Here is a 20,859-nt window from a genome sequence, read left to right as displayed (position 1 = left end):
CGCGTCAGCTCCAGGCGTGGAGCGGGGGCAGGCGATCGTTCAGATAGAATTGGCCGACGATTGCGTATTTCCAGCGCACGGGATCGTGCAGCGTGTGGGTGCGCGCGTTGCGCCAGTGCCGGTCGAGCCCGTGTTCGGCGAGCGTCGAGCGTGTGCCGGCCAGCTCGAAGAGCTTGTTCGTCGCCTCGATGGCGATCTCCGTCGAGAGGATCTTCGCCTCGGCCGTTCTCACTTGCGCCTCCGCGACGGACTCGGCCGTCGGGTTGGCGACCGCCCGGTCCACCGCATGGCCTGCAATGTCCTGCAGCGCCTGCGCGGCATGAAGCCGGACGGTCAGCGAGCCGACGGCCTGGATCGTGTAGGGATCGTCGGTCGCCCGATCGACGCCGCTGTCCACCCAGGCACGCGACTTCGTGCGCACAAAATCGATCGTGTCCTCGATCGCTGCGCGGGCGATGCCCGTATCGACCGCGACCTGGATGATCTGGAAGATCGCGCCGTCGGCGGTTGGGACTTCGTAGCCTTTGTAGCCCGGCACGAGATGGGTCTTTGGCACCTTGACGCCGTCTAGGATCACGGTGCCGGACAGGGTCGTGCGCTGGCCGAAGGCGGACCAGTCGTCGATGACGGTGAGCCCCTCGGCGTTCCGGTCGGCGATCGCGTACCAGGCGCGGCCTTGGTCGTCGAGTGCCACGATCGGCACGAGATGGGCGAGCAGGGCGCCGCTGGAATAGAACTTCCGGCCGGTGACGACGACATGGTCGCCGGCATCCTCAATCTTCGTCTCGAAATCCGCCGCGCGCTTGGAGCCGAACTCGGAGAAGGCGTTTCCGAAGCGCACGCCCTTCAGCACTTCGCCGAAGAGAAGGGCCTGCTGCGCCGGCTCCGAGACGGTGCGGATGGCCGCGACGACGCCGAGATGGTTCTGCGTGATCTGGCCGATGGAGGGATCGGCGGCGGAAATGATTTCGATCACCTTGGCGAGCGTCGCATAGGACACTTCGGGGCCGCCGAAGGCTTTGGGAACGTTGATCGACCAGAGGCCCGACTGCGAATAGGCGTCGAGCTCCTCGACCGGCCAGATCCGGTGCTGATCGCGCTTGGCGGCATCGACTTTGAAGCGTGCGGCAAGCTCCGTCGCGATCTGCAGCGCCTCGGCGTCGCTGGCCACGACATGGGCGGGCGTCGTCGGCCGGGGCAGACCGGGAACGGCCTTGCCGGCCGTGTCGAACGTCTGGGACTGGATGGTCATGGATCTGTCCTTCCGTGGTTGCGAGGGTTGGTCGTCAGGCTTGGGCGAAGGCCGGGGGCGGAAGCGCGGACAGGCCGAGATAGAAGGCCTTGATATCGCCGCGAGCGGCGATCTCGCCGGCAGGTCCTTCGAGCACGGACACCCCGTTCTCGATCACGACGGCCCGGTCGGCATGGCGCAGCGCCACCGCCGAATTCTGTTCGGCGACGAGAATGGTGAGACCCTCGTCCGCGTTCAGCCGGCGAAGGGTCGCGAAGATGTCCTCGACGATCTTGGGCGCGAGGCCCATCGAGGGCTCGTCCAAGACGAGGAGACGCGGGCGGCCCATCAGCGCGCGGCCGATCGCGGCCATCTGCTGTTCGCCGCCGGAGGCGAGACCCGCGGCGAGCCGGCGCTTCTCGGCAAGACGCGGGAAGTAGCCGTAGATGCGCTCGAGATCGGCCGCGGCCTCCGCGCGCGACGAGCCGCGCCCGATGCCGCCGGTCACGAGATTGTCCTCGATCGTCAGCGAGCGGAAACAGTGCCGGCCTTCCAGCACGGGCACGAGCCCCCGCCGCACGAGGTCGCCCGGCCCGTGTCGAGCGGTGTCGGCACCGTCGAAGGAGATTCGCCCCGCCGTCAGCGCGCCGCGCTCGGCCTTCAGAAGCCGTGAGACCGCTTTCAGGATCGTCGACTTGCCCGCCCCGTTCGAGCCGAGCAGGGCGAGAATCTCACCTGGCGCGACCTCGAAGGTAACGCTTGTCAACGCCACGACGGCGCCGTTGTAGGAGGCGGCGATGCCGTCGACGGAAAGGAGAGGATGCGCCATCGAAGCCTCGCTGGGGTGAGAGGGCCGGGGCCACACGGCGATGCCGCGGCCCCGGTGGGCCGGATCAGTTGGCGTTGGCCGCCTGCTTGCCCGAGGCCACGCGCTCGGCGTCCTCCTCGGTGCGCAGCGTCAGGCCCTTCTCCTTGGCGTAGGCCTCGGAGGACTTCTCGATGATCGGGCGCAGCAGCGCCCAGTCCGGCGCGATCCAGTCGGAGACGACGTTCCACTTCGCCCCGTCCCATTGCTGGAAGGTCACGAGACCGTCGCCCTCGTGGTTCTTCCAGGTGACGTTGATCGAGTGGAAGAGATCCTTGGCGCCGAGCGCCTCCACGCGGGCGGGATCGAGCTGGAGGTGCTCGAAGCCCCAGCGGACCTCGTCGCCATTCAGCGTCCGCTTGCCGAACTTCTCCTGCGCGATGCGGATGGCCTCGACATTGAGGATGCCGTTGACGATGCCGAGATTGTGGTAGACCGAGCCGATGCGGCTCTTGTCCGAGAGATTGCCCTCGTTCTTGTCGTAGAGCGTCTTGATGATTTCCTGGACCACCGGATAGCTGTTGCCGGAAGCCTGCGTGGTGATCGCAGTATAGCCCTTGGCCGCGTCGCCGGCGGGCTTCACGTCTTCCTCGGAGTTCGACCAGACATTGCCGACGATGTGGTCGGCCGGAAAGCCCGTCTTCTGCGCAGCCTTCAGAGCCGCCGGATTCATGACGCCCCAGCCGCGCAGAACCACGTAGTCGGGCTTGGCGCGCCGGATGGTCAGCCACTGTGCCTGCTGCTCGTTGCCGGGATGGGGCACCTCGATCTGCTGGACCTCGAACCCGTATTTCTCAGCGAGAAGCTCGTAGATCGGGATCGTTTCCTTTCCGTAGGGCGAGCCGTGATAGAGGACGGCGATCTTCTTGCCCTTCAGCTTTTCCAGCCCGCCTTCCTTGGAGGCGATGTAGTTCACGATGCCCGAGCTTTCGCTGTAGGGGTTGAGGAGCAGCGGGAAGACGTAAGGGAAGACCCGGCCGTCGGTGGAATCCGTGCGGCCGTGGTTGATCGTGATCAGCGGCACCTTGTCGTCGGTGATGCGGTCGATCATGGCATAGGCGATGCCGACCGAAAGCGGGTTCCAGGCCGCGATGTTCGGGTTCGTCTTTAGTCGCTCGTAGACCTCGACGCCCTTCTCGACCTCGTATTGCGTCTCGCCCTCGCTATAGGTCAGCTTGACGCCGTTCACGCCGCCGTCGCGCGTGTTGATGAGGTTGAGATAGTCGATGAACCCGCCGAAGAAGCCGGTGCCGCCGGCCGCATAGGGCCCGACGCGATAGCTCTGGAGGGGGAAATACTGCTCGTCGGCATAGGCCGAGCCGGCCGGCGCCAGCGTGGCGAGCCCGAGGGCGGCGAAGCCGAGCGCGGTCGACAGGGCCGCGCGGCGCAGAAATCGGGAAGCGGACATCAGACGGACTCCGGGTGTCGATCGAAAGCGGGATGCTTTCGAGATCAGGGGCTTGGAACTTGTTTCTCGTGCCGTATCAGAAGCCGAGGCGACGCTTCAGCTTGCTGCCGAGGGCCGCGAGACCATCGGGCTCGAGGATCAGGAAAAGGATGATGAGGGCGCCGAGGACGATCCGCTGTGTCATCTCGATCGAGCCGGAATCGAACACGTCTCCGAAAAGCGCCGCACCGAGGCGCGACAGAAGCAACGGCAGGACGACGATGAAGGCGGCGCCCAGAAACGCGCCCCGGATCGTGGCGAGCCCGCCGATGATGACGATGAAGAGGATCTGGAAGGATCGGTCGAGATTGAAGCCGTGCGGCTCGACCGTGCGCAGATAGGCGAAGGCCCAGAGCGCGCCGGCGACCCCGATGACGAAGGAGGAGACGGCGAAGGCGAGCAGCTTGGTGCGCAGGACCGGAATGCCGATCACGCGGGCGGCCGTCTCGTTGTCGCGAACGGCGATGAAGTTGCGGCCGATCGGCGAGACGGCGAGGCGCCAGGCGAAGAGGGTCAGCACCGCGACGATGCCGAGCGTGAAGAGATAGCGGCCGAGCGGACCTTCGAAGGCGATGCCGGCGAAGGTCAGCGGTGGCGCGTCGATGACCCCGGAGGCGCTGTCGTTGGAGAACCAGGCGAAGCGCGTCAGGACCCATTGGACGAAGAACTGCGCGGCGAGCGTCGAGACCGCGAGGTAGAAGCCCTTCAGGCGGAGGCTCGGCAGGCCGAAGACGAGGCCGACGGCCGCGGCGAAGACGCCGCCGAGGCCGATGGAGACGACGAGCGGCAGGCCGGGCACGCGAAGATCGAGGTTGAAAGCGGCATAGGCGCCGACCGCCATGAAGGCTGCCGAGCCCAGCGACAGCTGACCGGCATAGCCGGTGAGGAGATTGAGCCCGACGGCGGCGAGCGAGAGCGCCAGAAAGGGTGTCAGCAGCGCTTCGAGCACGTAAGCGTTGGCAACGAGGGGCACGCCGAGGAAGGCGACCGCGAGAAGCGCGATCGTCGCGGTGACGCGGGGCAGCGTGACGGCGGAGGCCGGGGCGGGCGTGGCTGCGATCGAGGACATGGCGCTCAGACCCTTTCCACCAGCGTCTTGCCGAAGAGGCCGCTCGGACGCACCAGGAGGAAGGCGAGCGCCAGCGCATAGGCGAACCAGCTTTCGATGCCCCCGCCGATGATCGGCCCGAGATAGACCTCCGCCAGCTTTTCCCCGGCCCCGATGACGAGCCCGCCGACGATCGCGCCGAGCACGCTGTCGAACCCGCCGAGGACGAGGACGGGCAGAGCCTTCAGCACCACGAGCGAGAGCGAGAACTGAACGCCCAGCCGCGCGCCCCAGAGAAGCCCGGCGACGAGGGCGACGAAGCCGGCGGCCGTCCAGACGCTGGCCCAGACGACGTTCAGCCGAAGCCCGACGGCGAGCGCGGCATAGGGGTCGTCCGCGACCGCGCGGAAGGCGAGGCCGATGCGCGTGTAGCGAAAGAAGGCGATGAGGGCTGCGACCATGGCCGCCGCGGCGCCGGCCGCGAAGAGATCGAACTGCGAGATGAAGACGCCGCCGACATCGAAGGGCAGGTCCTCGATGCCGAGATCGAGCGCATGGACCTGGGTGCCCCAGAGCAGCTGCGCGCCGCCCTCGATGACGTAGGAGAGGCCGAGCGTCGCCATGAAGAGCGTGATCGGCGGGCGGTTGGTGAGGGGCCGCAGGACCGCACGCTCGATCGTCAGGCCGAGAAGCGCCATGACGGCGAGCGTGGCGAGAAGCGATAGGGCGAAGGGCACCCCGCGCTCGACGAGGCTGACGAAGGTCAGCGCGGCGAAGAGGAGCATGGCCCCTTGCGCGAAGTTCAAGACGCCGGACGTCTTGTAGATCAGCACGAAGCCGATCGCGACGAGCGAGTACATGACGCCCGACAGGAGCCCGCCGACGACGACCTCGGTCAGAAAGAGCGTGTCGAAGTCGCTCACGCGGCGATCTCCTCGTGGGCGACGCCGAGATAGGCATCGATGACCGCCTGATCGGCCGCGACCTCGGCCGGCGTGCCGTCCGCGATCTTCGTGCCGTGGTCGAGGACCGCGATCCGATCGGAGAGGCCCATGACGATGCCGATATCGTGCTCGACGAGAACGATGGTCGTGCCGAAGCGATCGCGCGCGGCGCGCACGAAACCGGCCATGTCCTGCTTCTCCGTCGCGGTCATGCCGGCCATCGGCTCGTCGAGGAGAAGAAGCCGCGGCCGGTCGACGAGCGCGCGGCCGAGCTCCACCCGCTTCTGCAGACCATAGGGCAGGGTCCCGGCGGCGCGATGGGACACGGCGTTAAGGTCGAGAAGCTCGATCACCCGATCGACCGCCTCGTGGACCTTGGCGGCATCGGCGCGGGCGCGGCCGATGCCGGCGACATGCTCGATGAAGCTGGCCCGGGCGCGATGGGACAGGCCGGCGGCGATGTTGTCCCGGACGCTGAGCGCCTTGAAGAGGGCGAGGTTCTGGAAGGTGCGGGCGACGCCGAGCCGCGCGAGCCGGCGGGTCGGAACCGTCGTGAAGCTGCGCTCGCCGATGTTGATCCACCCGGCCTGCGGCGCGTAGAGGCCGGTCGCGAGATTGATGAGGGAGCTCTTGCCCGCCCCGTTCGGGCCGATGACGGCGCGGATCTCGCCGGCCGCGACGGACAGATCGATGTCGCGCACGGCCGAGACGCCGCCGAAGCTCAAGCTCACCCCGCGAAAGGTCAGGCTCTGTCCGCCGGCGGAGGCCGGCAGGTCGAAGCGCGCGGGATCGACGGGCGCGGCGGCTCGAAAGCCGGCGCCGGAATGGGCAACCGTCATGAGGGACGAACTCCGGGAGATGGGAAAGAGGCGCCGCCCGCTCGGGAGGAACACGGACGGCGCCCGCGCCGCTACTCTGCGGCGATGCGTGACGAAGCTTCGCTCTCTGCTTCCAGTTCGCGAACCAGAGGCAGAACGTGCTCGCCGAAATAGGCGACCTCTTCCTGGAAGTGCAGGAAGCCGAGAAGGATGAGATCCGCCCCCGCGCGCTTCAGCGCGACGATGCGTTCGGCCACCTGGAGCGGCGTTCCGATCAGGTTGGAGCGGAAGCCGTCATTGTATTGGACGAGATCGGAGAAGGTGGATTTCGCCCAATTGCCCTCGCCCTCCGGCGAGGCCTTGCCGGCGTTCTTCACCTCGTGGCCGAAGGCGTTGACCGCTTCGGGATTGGCCTTCCCGACGATCTCCTCCACCACGGCGCGGGCCTCTTCCTCCGTGTCGCGCACGACGGCGAAGGCGTTGATGCCGACCTTCACATGGCGGGAATGCTCGGCGGCCTTGCCGCGGATGTCCTCGACCTGGGCGGCGAGACCTTCCGGCGTGTTGCCGTTGGTGAAGTACCAGTCGGAGACGCGGGCGGCCATGTCGCGGGCGGCGCGCGAGGACCCGCCCTGGAAGATTTCCGGCAGGACGGCCGGCTTGGGCTTCAGCGTGTAGTCGGCGAAGCGGTAGAAGTCGCCGCGGAAGGAGAAGTTGTCCTCGGTCAGCGCGCCCTTGAAGGCGCGGATGAATTCCTCGGAGCGGCGGTAGCGCTCGTCGTGGTCGAGCCAGTGCTCGCCGATCGCGTGGAACTCGCCCCGGAACCAGCCGCTGACGACGTTGACCGCGACGCGGCCGCCGGTGAGATAGCTGATCGTCGAGATCTGCTTGGCGGCCAGCGCCGGGTTCCAGGGACCGGGCAGGATGGCGGCGATGACCTTGAGGCTCGTCGTCGCCGCCAGAAGGTCGTGGCTGAAGGACACGCTCTCGTGCTGTTCGTCCGCGCCGTAGCCGGCGGTGAAGCGGATCTGGCTCAGCGCGTAGTCGAAGCCGGCCTTCTCGGCGATGCGGGCGAGCTCGCGATTGTACTCGGCGCTGTGGCTGGTGCGCTGCTCGATATCGGAAATGACGAGGCCACCCGAGACGTTGGGCACCCAATAGGCGAATTTCAGGGCATCGGTGTCGTGGGACTGGGTCATTGGAACGTCTCCCGTATCGTGAAGCGGATCAGGCCGTGGCGGCGAGGCGGGGTGCCGGCGAGGGCAGGGCGGTGGCGGAGACGAAGCTCGCCGCCTCCGAGCTGGCCCGCTCGATCCGCGCGGCGATGGCGTCGCTGGCGAGGCGATAGTCGATGAAGTCGCTTTCCACCGCATAGAGCGTGGTGGGCAGGCTCAGCGCCCGGAAGAAGGCGAGGAGCGGCCGGAGCTGATGGTCGGTAACGAGCCCGTGCAGCGGACTTCCGCCGGTCGCGGCGAGGATCACCGGCTTGCCGGCCAGAGCGTCGAAGCCGACGAGGTCGAAGACGTGCTTCAGCGCGCCCGTATAGGAGGCGCGGTAGACCGGCGAGCCGACGACGAGCACGTCGGCCGTCTCGATCCGGCGCAGGATCGCCTCGCCCTCGGGCGAAATCGTCGCCCGCGTCAGCGCGGAGAGAAGATGCGGCGCGACGGTCGCGATTTCGATGATGTCGGTCTCAGCGCCGGTCTTTTCCGCGAGCGACTGCACGGTGGCCCGCACGAGCGTCGCCGTCCGCGAGGGCGTCGTGACATTGCCGGACAGGCCAAGGATCGTGATCGAGGACATCGTCGTCTCCGCTAGGAACTTTCATTCCGGAGACTAAGGGATATAATATCTATCGTCGCAGTATATTTATACGATAGTTCGATCCTTCCTGAGCAAATTCATCCGCGGAAGGCGGCGCGTGCGTTCACGAGAAACGGGCAGGCGCGCGTGCCGGCGCCCGACGGTCGGCCGAAATCCGCGCTCAAGTCGGGGCAGGCGGAATCGGACTTTCGCGTGCGCTTCAGCGCGGGCCGTCGGTATCCACGATCTTCAGGGGCGCGTTGGGAAAGACGGTCTTGATGAACCGCTTCAGCCCCGGAATCGACCTGTCGTAGAACGCGGTGATCGCCGTCCGCCGGATATAGACGTCGCGATACTCGATCCGCGTGAAGCCGAAGACGGTCTCGAACAGCGCCCGGCCGCCGACGGTCTCCGGGCAATCGGCGTCGAAGACGAGGCCGAGCTGCCCGGCGTGCTCGATGGCGGCCAGGATGAGGAGCTTCGTCGCGATGCTGTCGACCTTCGGCGCGTCCGGGCGATGAATGCGCCGCCGGGAGAGCCAGTAATAGTAGCGTTGCTCGTCCCACGCGCAGGCGATGGCCGCGTCGATCCGGTTGAGGCCCGTCTCGCCGCTCTTGTTCAGCGCGAAGAATACGCGCGCCCTGCCGCGCTGGAGACCCTTGTCGAGAATGGCTTTCGCAAGGTGCAGCGGCGAATGGCTGCCCGCCACCAGATTGCTGGCGTAGAAGTCGATGAACTCCTGCGACGTGCCGTCCGTCACGGCGAGGCGTTTCAGCCCTGCCTTGATATGGGTGCGATGCTTGGCCTTCATCCGCTCGAGAACGCCGACATCGCCGGGATGCTGCAGGAATGTCGGATGACGCTCCCAGCTGAACCCGGCTTTCAGCATCTCCTCGCGCAGGCTGTCCGCATAGTCGAGGCCGGAATCGCACATGAAGCGAAAGCTGACGCGCCGCGGGAGGCGTTCGACGATCTCCGTGATCACGCTGCGCTGCTCGTCCGGGGTCAGGCCGTCGGCGAGGGTCGGGCCGCCGAGATGGGTCCAGAAGAGATCGTGCCCGATGCGGGCGCCGATCTTGTTGCGCCGTGTGACGAAGGAAATGCCGCCGAGTCGGCGACCGTCGCGCTCGACATCGATCACCGAATGGGGATGGTCGCTGCGCGCCGCAGACTGCCACCAATCCTGAAGGTAGACCGGACGCGGTGCTGATAGGATAGGAGCTTCGCTTATCCGCTCGTGATCCACGAAATGATGGGTCTCGAAATTTCGCAACGCTGCACCTTAGCCTCGATAGTCGTTATGTATTGCTAACATACGTTAATATCGCCTTTCCGCAATGAGCAGCTAAGCTCCCAATGCCGAAAACGATCTGGCGAACAAATGAGTTGAAGTTTATCGTTAAAATCTTACGTAAGGGAATATCGTCTCCGGCCGTGCGCGATGCTGTTCTATATTGGAATGGCTACAAATGGTTGCGAGGGGCAGCATACTCGGGGCGCGTCGAAACAATGAGATAGGGGGCTTCTTATCCCAGCATCCGACGATCCGTCCTCGCGGATCGGCAGCGACGCGAAGCGGGTGTGGCACACGGGCAAGCTTTCCGCCACGCATGTCGGCCGTCTCGGGTGTTGAAAAGGGCGACGGCGCGATCCGCTGCTCGGGGCGTCGATAGCCCGATCGGCGGCCGTCCCGTGCAATCACTTTAAAATGGCTGCGGGCTTACCCCATCAGCGCGAGAGAGCGCCGATCACGAAATGCAGCTCGAACGGCACCGGGGTCGCGTCGAGCGTCTGACCTGCCGCCTCGCACCCGAAGCCCGACGTAAGGCTGCCGGGCTATCTCGCTCGCTTCAGTGCGCTGGGAGAAACGTTTCGTCGGCCACGATCGTCTGGGCCTCTACGGTCCGCTCGTCTTCGATGAAGCGCGCGACCCCGTCCGCTACCCGCTCGGCGGAGGCCGTCACCTCCGGGAGCCCCATCAACTCGCCGAAGGTCGCCCGCCCGAGAGGGCCTGCAACGAAGAGCGATGGGCGAGCCCGGTCGTCGGAGCCGATGGCGCGGCTCTCCCGCGAGGTGTGGATGCCGAGGCCGAGCCTGTCCGGGCCGATCTCGCCCTCGGCGACGAGGGAGGCGAGAAGCGGATCGGTGCGCGTCACGTCGCCATGGCCGGGACCGGTCGTGACGACGATCCGGTCGAAGGTTCGCGTTTCTTCGACCGACTGGTGGCGCCGGCGAAGCGTCACGGAGAGAGCGCCGTCCTCCTCGGCGGCGCTCGATCGCAGCGAGGCCGCGATCACGGCAAGCGTGCCCTCCGCGATGCTTCGGTCGAGCACGGCTTCCACCTGCGGCGCGATGCGAAAGCGGTGGACGTCCCAGAGCGTGCGACCATGGCGGAGGAGCCGCGCGCGCTCGGGGGCCGGAAGCGCCGACCAGATGGCCGGACCCTGCTGGCGCAAGGCGTCGAAGACGGCCTGCCAGGGCAGGCCGTCGCTTGCTGCCGAGGCCAGTTCCGCCCGCACCCGGCGGAAGAGTTCGCCGACGGTCCCCGCGGGCTTCGAGCTGAAATCGCCGAAGGCCTCGACCGGCCGCGCGGGATGGCCGCGCGAGCGCCAGCCATGCCGCGAGAGCGCGAGGATCGGGCCGCGATGGCCGCGTCGATCGAGCGAAGCGACCGTGTCCGCCATGGTGAGACCCGTGCCGACCACAAGGACGCGATCCTGCGGGGCGATCTCGTCCAGACGATCCGTATCGTAGGGATTGGCGTAGAAGCCCGGACGGTCCGCGATGGCGCGCAAGGGGCCGGGGATCGACGGAGGCGGGTGGGTCGCCGCGAGGACCAGAGCGTCGGCGACGAGCACGCGCCCGTCGTCGAGTTCGACGCGATAGCGGGCGCCTTCGCGCCGCGCGGCGACGGCCCGGGCGCGGATCTGCTCGATGCGGCCAGCGCGCACGAAGGGCGCGACCCGGCTTTCGACGTAGCGCCCGAAGACGGAGCGCTGCGGGAAAAGCTCGCCGCCGAGCGCGAGCGCCTCGCCATCCGCGGCCGCCGCCTGCGTCTCGTCCAGCCAGCGGCTGAATCCGTCGGGCTCCTCGGTCGAAAGGCTCATCCGACGCGCCGGCACGTTGACGCGGTGGCTCGGGTCGGGGCTCGAATAGGCGAGGCCGCCGCCGAGCCGCTCGCGCGGCTCCACGACGACGATGTGCGCGACCGGATCGCTCCGCCGCGCCAGATGGAAGGCCACCGCCGCGCCGCTGTAGCCGCCGCCGACGATGAGGATCGTCGGCTCGGCGGGAACGCGAACGGCGGATGGCGTCAAGACTGAGAGACCTTCAGCTCCGGCCGGCGGTCCCCGGCGATCGACTCGCCGAAGGGGCCGGTGTTGACGTTGGCGGCCTTCGAGGGAAGCGGGTGGCCCAGCGGCAGATGCGGCAGGACGAGCTCGCCGAAACGATAAGCCTCTTCCAGATGAGGGTAGCCCGAGAGGATGAAGCTGTCGATGCCGATGCGGCGATACTCGTCGATCCGCTCGGCGACCGTCGCCCCGTCGCCGACGAGCGCCGTTCCCGCGCCGCCGCGCACCAGGCCGACGCCGGCCCAGAGGTTCGGGCTGATCTCCAGCTTGTCGCGGCGCCCGCCATGCAGCGCGCTCATCCGAGACTGGCCGACCGAATCCATGCGCGCGAAGACCTTCTGCGCTTCCGCGATCGTGGTGTCGTCGAGGCGGCTGATCAGGTCCTCTGCGGCTTCCCAGGCCTTCGCCGTCGTCTCGCGCACGATGACGTGGAGGCGGATGCCGAAGGAGACCTTGCGTCCCGCCTTGTCCGCAAGATCGCGGATGACGTTCAGCTTCTCGGCCACCTGCGCCGGGGGCTCGCCCCAGGTCAGATACTTGTCCACCTGCTCGGCCGCGACCTGGTTCGCCGCCTCCGAGGATCCACCGAAATAGAGCGGGGGATGGGGCGTCTGCACGGGCGGGAAGAGAAGGCGCCCGTCCTCGATCTGGAAATGCTTGCCCTGATAGGCGACGGTCTCGCCGGCCAGCACCGCCCTGTAGATTTCCAGGAACTCGCGCGTCACCTCGTAGCGCTCGGAATGCGAGAGGAAGATGCCGTCGCCCTTGTTCTCGACGGGATCGCCGCCGGTCACGACGTTGATGAGAAGCCGCCCGTTCGAGATGCGGTCCAGCGTTGCCGTCATGCGCGCGGCGAGCGTCGGCGACTGCAGGCCGGGGCGCACCGCGACGAGGAAGCGCAGGCGCTCCGTCAGCGGGACGAGGGCGGAGGCGACGACCCAGCTATCCTCGCAGGATCGCCCGGTCGGCAGGAGCACGCCGTAATAGCCGAGCGAATCCGCGGCCTGGGCGACCTGTTTCAGATAGGGCAGGTCGACCGAGCGGCCGCCTTCGCTGGTGCCGAGATAGCGGCTGTCGCCATGGGTCGGCAGGAACCAGAGGGCGTTGATCGTATCGGGGATGTCGATGGTCATCGAAGACCTCCTTGCGTGACTTTGAAAGGTTTCAGGGCCGCCGATCGAGCAGGCGCCCGAGGATTTCCGCCTCGATCGCGCCAAATTCCGGCGTGCCGCGACGGCGGGGCCGCTCCAGGGGCACGCGGATGTCGAGGCCGATCCCGCCGTCCTCGATGAGGATGATGCGGTCTGCGAGCGTCACGGCCTCCGAGACGTCGTGGGTCACGAGAACGGCCGTGAAGCCCTGGTCGCGCCAGACGCGCTCCAGAAAGCGCTGCATGTCGATGCGCGTCAGGGCGTCGAGCGCGCCGAGCGGCTCGTCGAGCGCTAGGAATGTCGGTCGGCTGACGAGCGCGCGGGCCAGCGCGACGCGCTGGCGTTGTCCCCCGGAGAGAACCGACGGCCACTCGCCCGCCCGCTCGGCGAGCCCGACCTCCTCAAGGGCGGCCGAAGCGAGCGCGCGCCGCTCGGACCGGGAAAGCGCCTTGTCCGCACCGATCGCGACATTGTCGACGATCCGCTGCCAGGGCAGGAGGCGCGGCTCCTGGAAGAGGAAGCGCGAGGACGCGTCCGAAGCGCCGCCGCCCCTGGCGCCGATCTCGATCCGCCCCTCGCTGGGTGCCTCCAGCCCCATCAGGAGGCGCAGAAGGGTAGACTTGCCACAGCCCGAGCGGCCGACGATCGCCAGGAACTCGCCCGGGCGGATCTCGAGATCGATCCCGCCAAGGACGGTCTTGCTTCCGTACCGCTTGCCGAGGCCCTCCACCTTGACGGGCGCACCGCCCTTGCGCACGGGCGCAGCGGAGCGCGAGGTTTCGGTGTCGGCGCGTTCGAAGCGGATCTTCGGCGGGGCGAGTACGGCGTCCATGTCGTGTCCTTCGGTCTCGTTGGCTCGGCGGCGAGCGGGGGCCGGCGGGGAGTGGGCGTCAGCGGTAGGCGGGGTTCCAGGAGAGCGCGGCGCGTTCCGTGATGCGCACGATCGTATCGGCGAGCTTGCCGAGGAGCGCGTAGATCAGGATCGCCAGCATCACGACGTCGAGCTGCATGAACTCGCGCGCCTGCATGGCCATGTAGCCGAGGCCGGAGGAGGCCGAGATCGTCTCGGCGACGATCAGCGTCAGCCACATGATGCCGAGCGCGAAGCGCACGCCGACGAGGATCGAGGGCAGGGCTCCCGGCAGGATCACGCGCGAAAACAGCTCGCCCGGCCCGACGCCGTAGACCCGCGCCATCTCGATCAGCTGCGGATCGACCGAGCGGATGCCGTGGAACGTGTTGATGTAGATCGGGAAGAACACGCCGAGCGCGACCAGGAAGAGCTTGGCCTCCTCGCCGATGCCGAACCAGACGATGACGAGCGGGATCAGTGCCAGATGCGGCACGTTGCGAACCATCTGGACGCTGGTGTCGAGCAGCGTCTCGGAGGTGCGCGACAGGCCGTTGGCGAGCCCGAGCGCAAAGCCGATGCCGCCGCCGACGAGAAAGCCCGCCAGTGCCCGCTGCACGCTGACCCAGAGGTTCTGCCCGAGCTGGCCGTTGCCGGCCATGGTGAAGAAGGCGCTCGCGACGGCGCTCGGCGCGGGCAGGACGTTCTTCGGCACGAAGCCCGAGGCACTCGCCGTCTGCCAGATGGCAAGCACCAGCAGCGGAATCGCCAGCGGCAGGACGTAGCTCCGCAGCCGGCTCATTGCGCGACCGCCGCCTCCGGCAGCGGCAGCGTGCCGTACCGGCCGTGGCTGTAGACGAGCGCGTCGCCCGGCGCGGTGCGCACGGCCCGCACGGCGCCGAAGATCAGCGCATGGCTGTGCCGCCGCACGATATGCTCGACGTCGCAATCGACCGATGCCAGAGCGCCGTGCAGCGCCTGCGCGCCCGTCACGAGCGTCGTCCACTCCGCCCCCTGATAGCGATCGACGCCCTTGAGGCCGCCGCGCCCGGCGAAGCGGTCCGCGATCTCGATCTGGTCGGCGGCAAGGATGTTGACGCAGAAATGGCCGTGGCGTTCGATCACCGGCCAGGTCGAGGAGGAGAGGTTGATCGAGACGAGCATCGTCTCGGGCTCCATCGAAAGCGAGTGCGCGGAGGTCACGGTCGCGCCCGTCCGATCGTCGCCGACCCCGGCGGTCACCACGGAGACCGCGCCGACGAGATGGCGCATGGCGCCCTTCAGACCCAGCTCCTGGCGGGGCGAGGCGGGCGGCTGGATGAGACGCGGGGTCGTTCGGGAGGACATCGGAACTCCATCGGCATGCCCGTCGGACTGCGAGGGGCGCCAGTGTTCGAGAAAGGCGAGAACTTCAATCATCGTTGCACCTGGGGTCGGAGAAGAGTTCACGTCGGGACGGGCGCCGGCTCCTTCGGCCGGCACGGGAAGGCTTTGTCAGGAACCGGGGCGGTAGAGCGCCTCGGAAATGTCGATCTTCTTCGGAATGAGGCCGAGCGCATTGAACGTGTCGGCAATCTCCTGCTGCTGGCGGATGACGGCCTCGTCGAGCGGCTTCACGCCGTAGCCCTGCCGGTCGATCGCGACCTTCAGAATGTCGGCGGGAATGCCGACCGAAGGCGCCAGCTCGTCCGCGGCGTCCTGCCCGTTCGCCTTCAGCCAGTCGTCGGTCTCGGCGATCGAGGCGAGGAGCGTGTCGACCACGGCCTTGTCCTCTGCGACGAAGCTCTTGGTGCCGAGATAGAACTGGTGGTTCGGCACGATGCCTTCGCCGTTGCGCAGCGTGCGTGCCCCGGTCGCGGCTTCCGCCGCCGCCTGGAACGGGTCCCAGATCACCCAGGCGTCGACGGCGCCGCTCTCGAAGGCCGCGCGCCCGTCGGCGGGGGCGAGAAACACGGGCTGGATATCGCTATAGGCGAGACCCGCTTCCTCGAGCGCTTTCACGAGAAGGAAGTGGACGTTCGAGCCCTTGTTCAGCGCGACCTTCTTGCCCTTGAGGTCGGCGACCGACTGGATCGCGCTGTCCTTCTGCACGAGGATCGCCTCGCCCTTCGGAGCGGCCGGCTCGTGCGCGATGTAGACGAGGGGAGCGCCCGCGGCCTGCGCGAAGATCGGCGGCGTCTCGCCGGTCGTTCCGAAATCGACGGCGCCGACGTTCAGCGCCTCCAGAAGCTGCGGTCCGCCCGGAAACTCCGCCCATTCGACGTCGTAGCCGAGCGGCTCGAGCTTCGCCTCCAGCGTGCCGCGAGCCTTCAGGAGGACGAGCGTGCCGTATTTTTGGTAGCCGATGTGCAGCACCTTGTCGGCTGCGAAGGCCTGTCCGCCCCAGCCGAGCACTGTGCTCGAGGCCAGCACGAGGGCCAGCGCCAGCCCCTTCCTGATGAATCCCTGCCGCGTCATCCGCATTCCTCTCGACACCGTCTCCGCCCATCTGGCGCTCACCGCGTATTAGTCTATGGATGGTGTGGATGTTAAAGGAATGATCGTTCTACCGATGCCGGTTTCGGAGAACGTTCGTTTTTCTCCGCGTCCTTTTTCGACGCGACGAGGAACGTTCGCCCCGCTATGGGCGGCGGCGTGACGCGAAGGGCCGCGGACGATGCCGCAGTCGTTGGAAACGGGAACGGCCTCTCGCGATGATTCCCCCGCGCCTGCACGGCAAATCCGCGGCGCGGCGATCCCTTCATCAAATGGCGGCGCCGCCTTTCAGCCGACCTCGCCCCGCGGCGTGCGGTGGTCGAGGCGGGCGGTGATGCGGTCGCCGATCCACTGGAGGCCGCACACGAGCACGATGAGGATGGCGACGACCGCGACCATGATGCCGGTTTCGAAGCGCTGGTAGCCGTAGCGGATGGCGAGATCGCCGAGCCCGCCCGCGCCGATCGCGCCCGCCATGGCCGAGGCGCCGACGAGCGTCACCAGTGTGACGGTGAAGCCGGAGACGAGACCCGGCAGGGCTTCGGGCACGAGCACCTCGCGCACCAGATGCCAGCGGCTGCCGCCCATCGAGCGCACGGCCTCGATCAGCCCGTGATCGACCTCGCGCAGCGAGACCTCCGCGATCCGCGCGAAATAGGGCGTGGCTGCGATCGAGAGCGGCACGATGGCGGCATAGGTGCCGATCGAGGTGCCGACGATGAGGCGCGTCAGCGGAATGAGGGCGACGAGGAGGATGATGAAGGGCACCGAGCGGAAGGCGTTGACCAGCGCACCGAGAATGCCGTTGACCCATCGGTTCTCGGCAAAGCTGCCGGGGCTCGTCGCCACCAGGGCAAGGCCGAGAGGCAGACCGGCGGCGAGCGAGATCACGCCCGAGGCGAGCGTCATCAGGACGGTTTCCCAGACCGAGGTCAGGAAGAGGTCAAACATCGTTCGGGACATGGCCAAGCACTTCGACGATCGCGCCGGAGGCGCGCAGGGAGGAGAGGGCGGTTTCGAGCGGATCGGGCCCGGACGGGGAGAGACCGACGAAGAGCGTTGCGACCGGCTGGTCCCCGCTATGGTCGATGCCGCCGTGAAGAAGCCGCGCCGCGCCGTTCGAGGCGCTCCCGAGCCTCTCCAGAAAGGGCAGGCGTGCCGCCGGTCCCGTGGCATCGATGCGCAGCACGGTGAGCCCGCCCGGTCCCGCGTCGAGCTTCTCCGCGATATGGGCGGGGAGGCCCGGACGCAGGCCGCCGAGAAGGCTGCGCGTCGTCGGCGCCTCCGGCGCCGCGAAGACCTGCCAGACCGGGCCTTCCTCTACGATGCGGCCCCGGTCGATCACCGCCACGCGGTCGGCGATCGAGCGCACGACCTCCATCTCGTGCGTGATGAGGAGAATGGTGAGGCCGAGACGCGCGTTGATCTCCTTCAGGAGCGCCAGGATCGAGCGCGTCGTCTCGGGGTCGAGCGCCGAAGTCGCTTCGTCGCAGAGGAGGAGCGCCGGACGCGCGGCGAGCGCGCGGGCGATGCCGACGCGCTGCTTCTGGCCGCCCGAAAGCTCGGACGGATAGGACCTCGCCTTTTCCGTGAGGCCGACGAGATCGAGCAGTTCGGCCGCGCGGCGCCGGCGCTCCGCCGAGCCGAGGCCTTCGATCTTGAGGGGAAGCGCGACATTCTCCTCGACCGTCTTCGCCGAAAGAAGGTTGAAGTGCTGGAACACCATGCCGACGCGCCGCCGAAGCGGCTGGAGCGCCCGTTCGCCGAGGCGCGAGATCTCGACGCCCTCGATTTCGACACGCCCGGCGTCGGGGCGTTCCAGCCCGTTGAGACAGCGGATCAGCGTCGATTTTCCGGCGCCGCTCCGGCCGATGATGCCGACGATCTCGCCGCGCCTGACGTCGAGCGAGATGCCGTCCAGCGCCTGCACGGCGCCGAAGCGGCGGGAGACGCCGGACAGGCGAACGACGAGATCGTCCGGCTCGGCAGCCGCGCGTCCGCCGAACTCGGACGGGGTGGGAATTTGGTTCATGACAGAGCGTATCCGTTTTCGGGTCGAGCGTCCGGTGCTCGAAATGCCAAGGCGGCCCGATGGGAACCGGGCCGCCTCGTCGGAGAAAGCGTCGAACGTTTCGCGATCAGTAGGCCGGGATGCCGGTGCCCTTGTAGACGCGCTCGAACTCGGCCTTCACGACCGGATTCTGATAGGCCGCGACAAGGCTCTTCACCCAGGGCTCGTTCTCCTCGCCTGTGCGCACGGCGATGAAGTTGCGGTAGGGATTGTCGGCGACGGCTTCCTGCGCGATGCGGTCCTCGTCTGCCTTGAGACCGCTCTTTAGGGCCCAGTCCGTGTTGACGACGGCCGCGTCGAGATCGTCGACCGAGCGGCCGATGATGCCGGCGTCGAGCTCCTTGATCTCGATCTTCCTGGTGTTCTCCGCGATATCGGCGGGGGTGGCGAGGATTCCGGTGCCGTCCTTCAGCTTGATCAGCCCCTGGGCTTCCAGAAGCTTCAACGCGCGGCCCTCGTTGGACGGATCGTTGGGAACGCCGACGACCGATCCTTCGCCGAGGGCGGCGACGGAGTCGACCTTGCGGGAATAGAGGCCGATCGGCCAGACGGCTGTATAACCGGCCGGGACGATCTTATAGCCCTGGCTCTGGATCTGCGCGTCGAGATAGGGCTTGTGCTGGAAGGCGTTGGCGTCGATGTCGCCGCGTTCTAGCGCTTCGTTCGGCTGGGTGTAGTCGTTGAAGACGACGGTCTCGATCGCGAGCCCGCTCTTCGCCGCCTCGGCGGTCACGACCTTCCAGACGTCCTCGTCCTCGCCGCTGATGATGCCGACCTTGACCGTCTTCTCCTCGGCCTGCGCAGCGCCGGACGCCATCGTCAGGCCGAAAGCGGAGACCGCGGCCATCATGGCGAGCAGCGTGCGACGGGAGGTCGAGCGGAGGGAGAGGGTGGTCCGGGACATGGCGAAATCCTTGCTGACGAAGCGTCCGGCCGCAGGTTTCAGTTTTTGCGGCTTGCATTCGCACCAGGATAATATCGATCCATCCTATGGACAGATCGAAGGATCGATTTTCGCATCGCAAAGCGGAACAAACGTCTACGTCCGCACCAATGACAGGAATATCGTCTCCGGCTTCTGATCGGCATCGAGTGTTTGGAGGGACAAGTTCTTCGGAAGAAAATTTCATCGCGTGAAAGTCGTACTAAGGTAAACTTTGCGGACGTCTGCTTCGAAAATGTCGATCTACTGAAAACGAACATGGAAGACTTGTTGCTGTCACGTAATCGTGAAAGGGGTATTTTGCCAGCAAAGGATGCGTCGTTTACGGCTACAAAATTGGTAGATAATTTCTTCCGGCCGGGCACGTGCTCCGTAGAGTGGCAGGGCTTCCCAAACGCCCATCCTCATGGGCCTGCAGCAAGGACTGATCTTCATGGTCGCATCGAGCCCGGCTCTTCCCCGCTTGAGCGTGAGCGCCGAAACCGCCCGCAATCTCTCCACGGCGACCGTCACGCCGATACAGAATGCAGAGAGCACGCCGCGTTGGCTCCACAAGCTCCTGCCCTGGGTCGAGGTGGCCGGAGGCGTCTACCGCGTCAACCGTCGGCTGGCCTTCCCGATCAACGTCCGGCATGTCGAGCTGTCCGGCGAAGGCGAGAAGGTCTCTGTCCGTCCCGATAGCCTGAAGGGTCTGGCCGCCTTCAGCGCCCTCGACGATGCCCTGCTGGCGCAGGTCGCCGACGGCTTCGAGAGCCGCAAGCTGAAATCGGGCGAAGCCCTCTCCGGCAAGGATGGCGACGGGCTCATCGTCGTCGCCAGCGGCACGGTCGCTCTGACGGCGGACGGCCCGCACGGCACCCGCCTGCGCAAGGGCCTGATCGGCCAGGGCGGCTTCTTCGGCGAGGACGTCCTGTCGGGCAAGGCGAGCGGCCGCCCCACGATCTCCCCGCTGACGGACGTGACGCTTCTGATTCTGTCCTCCGCCGCGATCGACGGCATCGCCGGCCTTCGCGACTCGATCGCCAATTCGATCGCCGCCCACACGAGCCGTCTCGAAGGCGTCAACGACTACGGCGAGACGCGCGTCGCGCTCCTGGCCGGCCATAGCGGCGAGCCGCAGCTGCCGACGACCTTCGTCGACTTCGCCGAGAACTCGCGCGAATACCATCTCAGCACGATCCAGACCGTGCTCCAGACCCACACCCGCATCACCGATCTCTATTCGAACGAACTGGATCAACTGCGCGAGCAGGTGCGCGTCACGATCGAGGTTGTAAAGGAGCGCGAGGAATGGGAGCTGCTCAACAATCCCGACTTCGGCCTTCTGCACGAGGTCGTGCCCAGCCAGCGCGTCCCGACCCGTTCGGGTCCGCCGACCCCGGACGATCTCGACGAGCTTCTGACCAAGGTCTGGAAGAAGCCCGCCTTCTTCATCGCCCATCCCCTGGCGATTGCGGCCTTCGGGCGTGAGGCCACGCGCCGCGGCGTGCCGCCGGTCGTCGTCCACCTTTTCGGCTCGCCCTTTATCACCTGGCGCGGCGTACCGCTGGTGCCCTCCAACAAGATCCCGATCACGGGCGGCGCGGACGGCACGCCGGCGACGACCAGCATCCTCCTCCTGCGCGTCGGGCAGGACGAGCAGGGCGTCGTCGGGCTGCAGAAGGCCGGCGTCACGGGCGAGGTCGAGCCGGGTCTTTCCGTGCGCTACATGGGCACGAACGAGCACTCGATCTCCTCGCACCTCGTCACGCGCTACTTCTCGACGGCCGTCCTCATCGACGATGCCATCGCCCGTCTCGATAACGTTCTGATCGAGCGTTACCATGACTACAGCGCCTGATCCTCGCGGCTTCGGCCGTC

Annotated in this window: 20 protein-coding genes; 2 read left to right on the top strand and 18 right to left on the bottom strand. The window is 67.2% G+C overall.

Going from position 1 to position 20,859, the window contains the following annotated elements:
* Positions 1-4: 4 nt before the first annotated feature.
* The 18 genes from ASG62_RS14910 to ASG62_RS14825 form a co-directional block, all read right to left on the bottom strand.
* On the bottom strand, positions 5-1,252 hold the full coding sequence (locus tag ASG62_RS14910; RefSeq protein WP_056691867.1) for an SfnB family sulfur acquisition oxidoreductase: 1,248 nt from the start codon (positions 1,250-1,252) through the stop codon (positions 5-7).
* Between the two features lie 34 nt (positions 1,253-1,286).
* Positions 1,287-2,060 carry an ABC transporter ATP-binding protein gene (locus tag ASG62_RS14905; protein ID WP_056691863.1) on the bottom strand — a complete coding sequence of 258 codons (774 nt, stop codon included), beginning with the start codon at positions 2,058-2,060 and terminating at the stop codon, positions 1,287-1,289.
* A 64-nt stretch (positions 2,061-2,124) separates the two neighbouring features.
* Positions 2,125-3,504 (bottom strand): ABC transporter substrate-binding protein, encoded by a 1,380-nt coding sequence (locus ASG62_RS14900; protein WP_056691859.1) that lies wholly within the window; start codon positions 3,502-3,504, stop codon positions 2,125-2,127.
* 76 nt (positions 3,505-3,580) lie between these two features.
* Positions 3,581-4,612 carry a branched-chain amino acid ABC transporter permease gene (locus ASG62_RS14895; protein ID WP_056691856.1) on the bottom strand — a complete coding sequence of 344 codons (1,032 nt, stop codon included), beginning with the start codon at positions 4,610-4,612 and terminating at the stop codon, positions 3,581-3,583.
* Between the two features lie 5 nt (positions 4,613-4,617).
* Positions 4,618-5,514: a branched-chain amino acid ABC transporter permease gene (locus tag ASG62_RS14890; RefSeq protein WP_056691852.1), complete on the bottom strand. Its 897-nt coding sequence runs from the start codon at positions 5,512-5,514 to the stop codon at positions 4,618-4,620.
* Complete coding sequence (locus ASG62_RS14885; RefSeq protein WP_056691847.1) at positions 5,511-6,374, bottom strand: ABC transporter ATP-binding protein; 864 nt, start codon at positions 6,372-6,374, stop codon at positions 5,511-5,513. The genes ASG62_RS14890 and ASG62_RS14885 overlap by 4 nt, the downstream gene beginning before the upstream one ends.
* A 71-nt stretch (positions 6,375-6,445) precedes the next feature.
* The gene (gene sfnG, locus ASG62_RS14880) at positions 6,446-7,552 is read right to left on the bottom strand and encodes a dimethylsulfone monooxygenase SfnG (protein ID WP_056691844.1); all 1,107 of its coding nucleotides are present in this window, start codon (positions 7,550-7,552) and stop codon (positions 6,446-6,448) included.
* A gap of 28 nt (positions 7,553-7,580) precedes the next feature.
* Entirely contained in the window at positions 7,581-8,156 is a 576-nt protein-coding gene (gene msuE / locus ASG62_RS14875) for an FMN reductase (RefSeq protein ID WP_244487506.1), read from the bottom strand.
* 220 nt (positions 8,157-8,376) lie between these two features.
* A complete protein-coding gene (locus ASG62_RS14870; protein WP_056691840.1) occupies positions 8,377-9,297 on the bottom strand; it encodes a hypothetical protein in 921 nt (306 codons plus the stop codon).
* Positions 9,298-10,006: 709 nt separating this feature from the next.
* Positions 10,007-11,473, bottom strand: a complete 1,467-nt coding sequence (locus ASG62_RS14865) for an FAD/NAD(P)-binding protein (protein WP_056691835.1) — start codon at positions 11,471-11,473, stop codon at positions 10,007-10,009.
* Positions 11,470-12,642, bottom strand: a complete 1,173-nt coding sequence (ssuD, locus tag ASG62_RS14860; protein WP_056691833.1) for an FMNH2-dependent alkanesulfonate monooxygenase — start codon at positions 12,640-12,642, stop codon at positions 11,470-11,472. The genes ASG62_RS14865 and ssuD overlap by 4 nt, the downstream gene beginning before the upstream one ends.
* Positions 12,643-12,673: 31 nt before the next feature.
* Positions 12,674-13,492 (bottom strand): ATP-binding cassette domain-containing protein, encoded by an 819-nt coding sequence (locus tag ASG62_RS14855; protein WP_056691825.1) that lies wholly within the window; start codon positions 13,490-13,492, stop codon positions 12,674-12,676.
* Between the two features lie 58 nt (positions 13,493-13,550).
* On the bottom strand, positions 13,551-14,312 hold the full coding sequence (locus ASG62_RS14850; protein ID WP_056691824.1) for an ABC transporter permease subunit: 762 nt from the start codon (positions 14,310-14,312) through the stop codon (positions 13,551-13,553).
* Positions 14,309-14,929: a flavin reductase family protein gene (locus ASG62_RS14845; RefSeq protein WP_244487505.1), complete on the bottom strand. Its 621-nt coding sequence runs from the start codon at positions 14,927-14,929 to the stop codon at positions 14,309-14,311. The genes ASG62_RS14850 and ASG62_RS14845 overlap by 4 nt, the downstream gene beginning before the upstream one ends.
* Positions 14,930-15,004: 75 nt before the next feature.
* Entirely contained in the window at positions 15,005-15,967 is a 963-nt protein-coding gene (locus tag ASG62_RS14840; protein ID WP_156382159.1) for a sulfonate ABC transporter substrate-binding protein, read from the bottom strand.
* Between the two features lie 306 nt (positions 15,968-16,273).
* A complete protein-coding gene (locus tag ASG62_RS14835; protein ID WP_056691820.1) occupies positions 16,274-16,948 on the bottom strand; it encodes a methionine ABC transporter permease in 675 nt (224 codons plus the stop codon).
* On the bottom strand, positions 16,929-18,017 hold the full coding sequence (locus tag ASG62_RS14830) for a methionine ABC transporter ATP-binding protein (RefSeq protein ID WP_056691817.1): 1,089 nt from the start codon (positions 18,015-18,017) through the stop codon (positions 16,929-16,931). The genes ASG62_RS14835 and ASG62_RS14830 overlap by 20 nt, the downstream gene beginning before the upstream one ends.
* Positions 18,018-18,123: 106 nt before the next feature.
* Entirely contained in the window at positions 18,124-18,960 is an 837-nt protein-coding gene (locus ASG62_RS14825; protein WP_056691814.1) for a MetQ/NlpA family ABC transporter substrate-binding protein, read from the bottom strand.
* Here ASG62_RS14825 and ASG62_RS26520 point away from each other — a divergent pair.
* Positions 18,959-19,138: a hypothetical protein gene (locus tag ASG62_RS26520; RefSeq protein ID WP_156382158.1), complete on the top strand. Its 180-nt coding sequence runs from the start codon at positions 18,959-18,961 to the stop codon at positions 19,136-19,138. The genes ASG62_RS14825 and ASG62_RS26520 overlap by 2 nt on opposite strands.
* Positions 19,139-19,432: 294 nt before the next feature.
* The gene (locus ASG62_RS14820; protein ID WP_056692212.1) at positions 19,433-20,839 is read left to right on the top strand and encodes a family 2B encapsulin nanocompartment shell protein; all 1,407 of its coding nucleotides are present in this window, start codon (positions 19,433-19,435) and stop codon (positions 20,837-20,839) included.
* The last annotated feature ends 20 nt before the right edge of the window (positions 20,840-20,859 follow it).

The sequence above is a fragment of the Aureimonas sp. Leaf427 genome (assembly GCF_001425485.1).
GTDB lineage: Bacteria > Pseudomonadota > Alphaproteobacteria > Rhizobiales > Rhizobiaceae > Plantimonas.
This window is presented reverse-complemented; position numbering and strand designations above follow the sequence as displayed.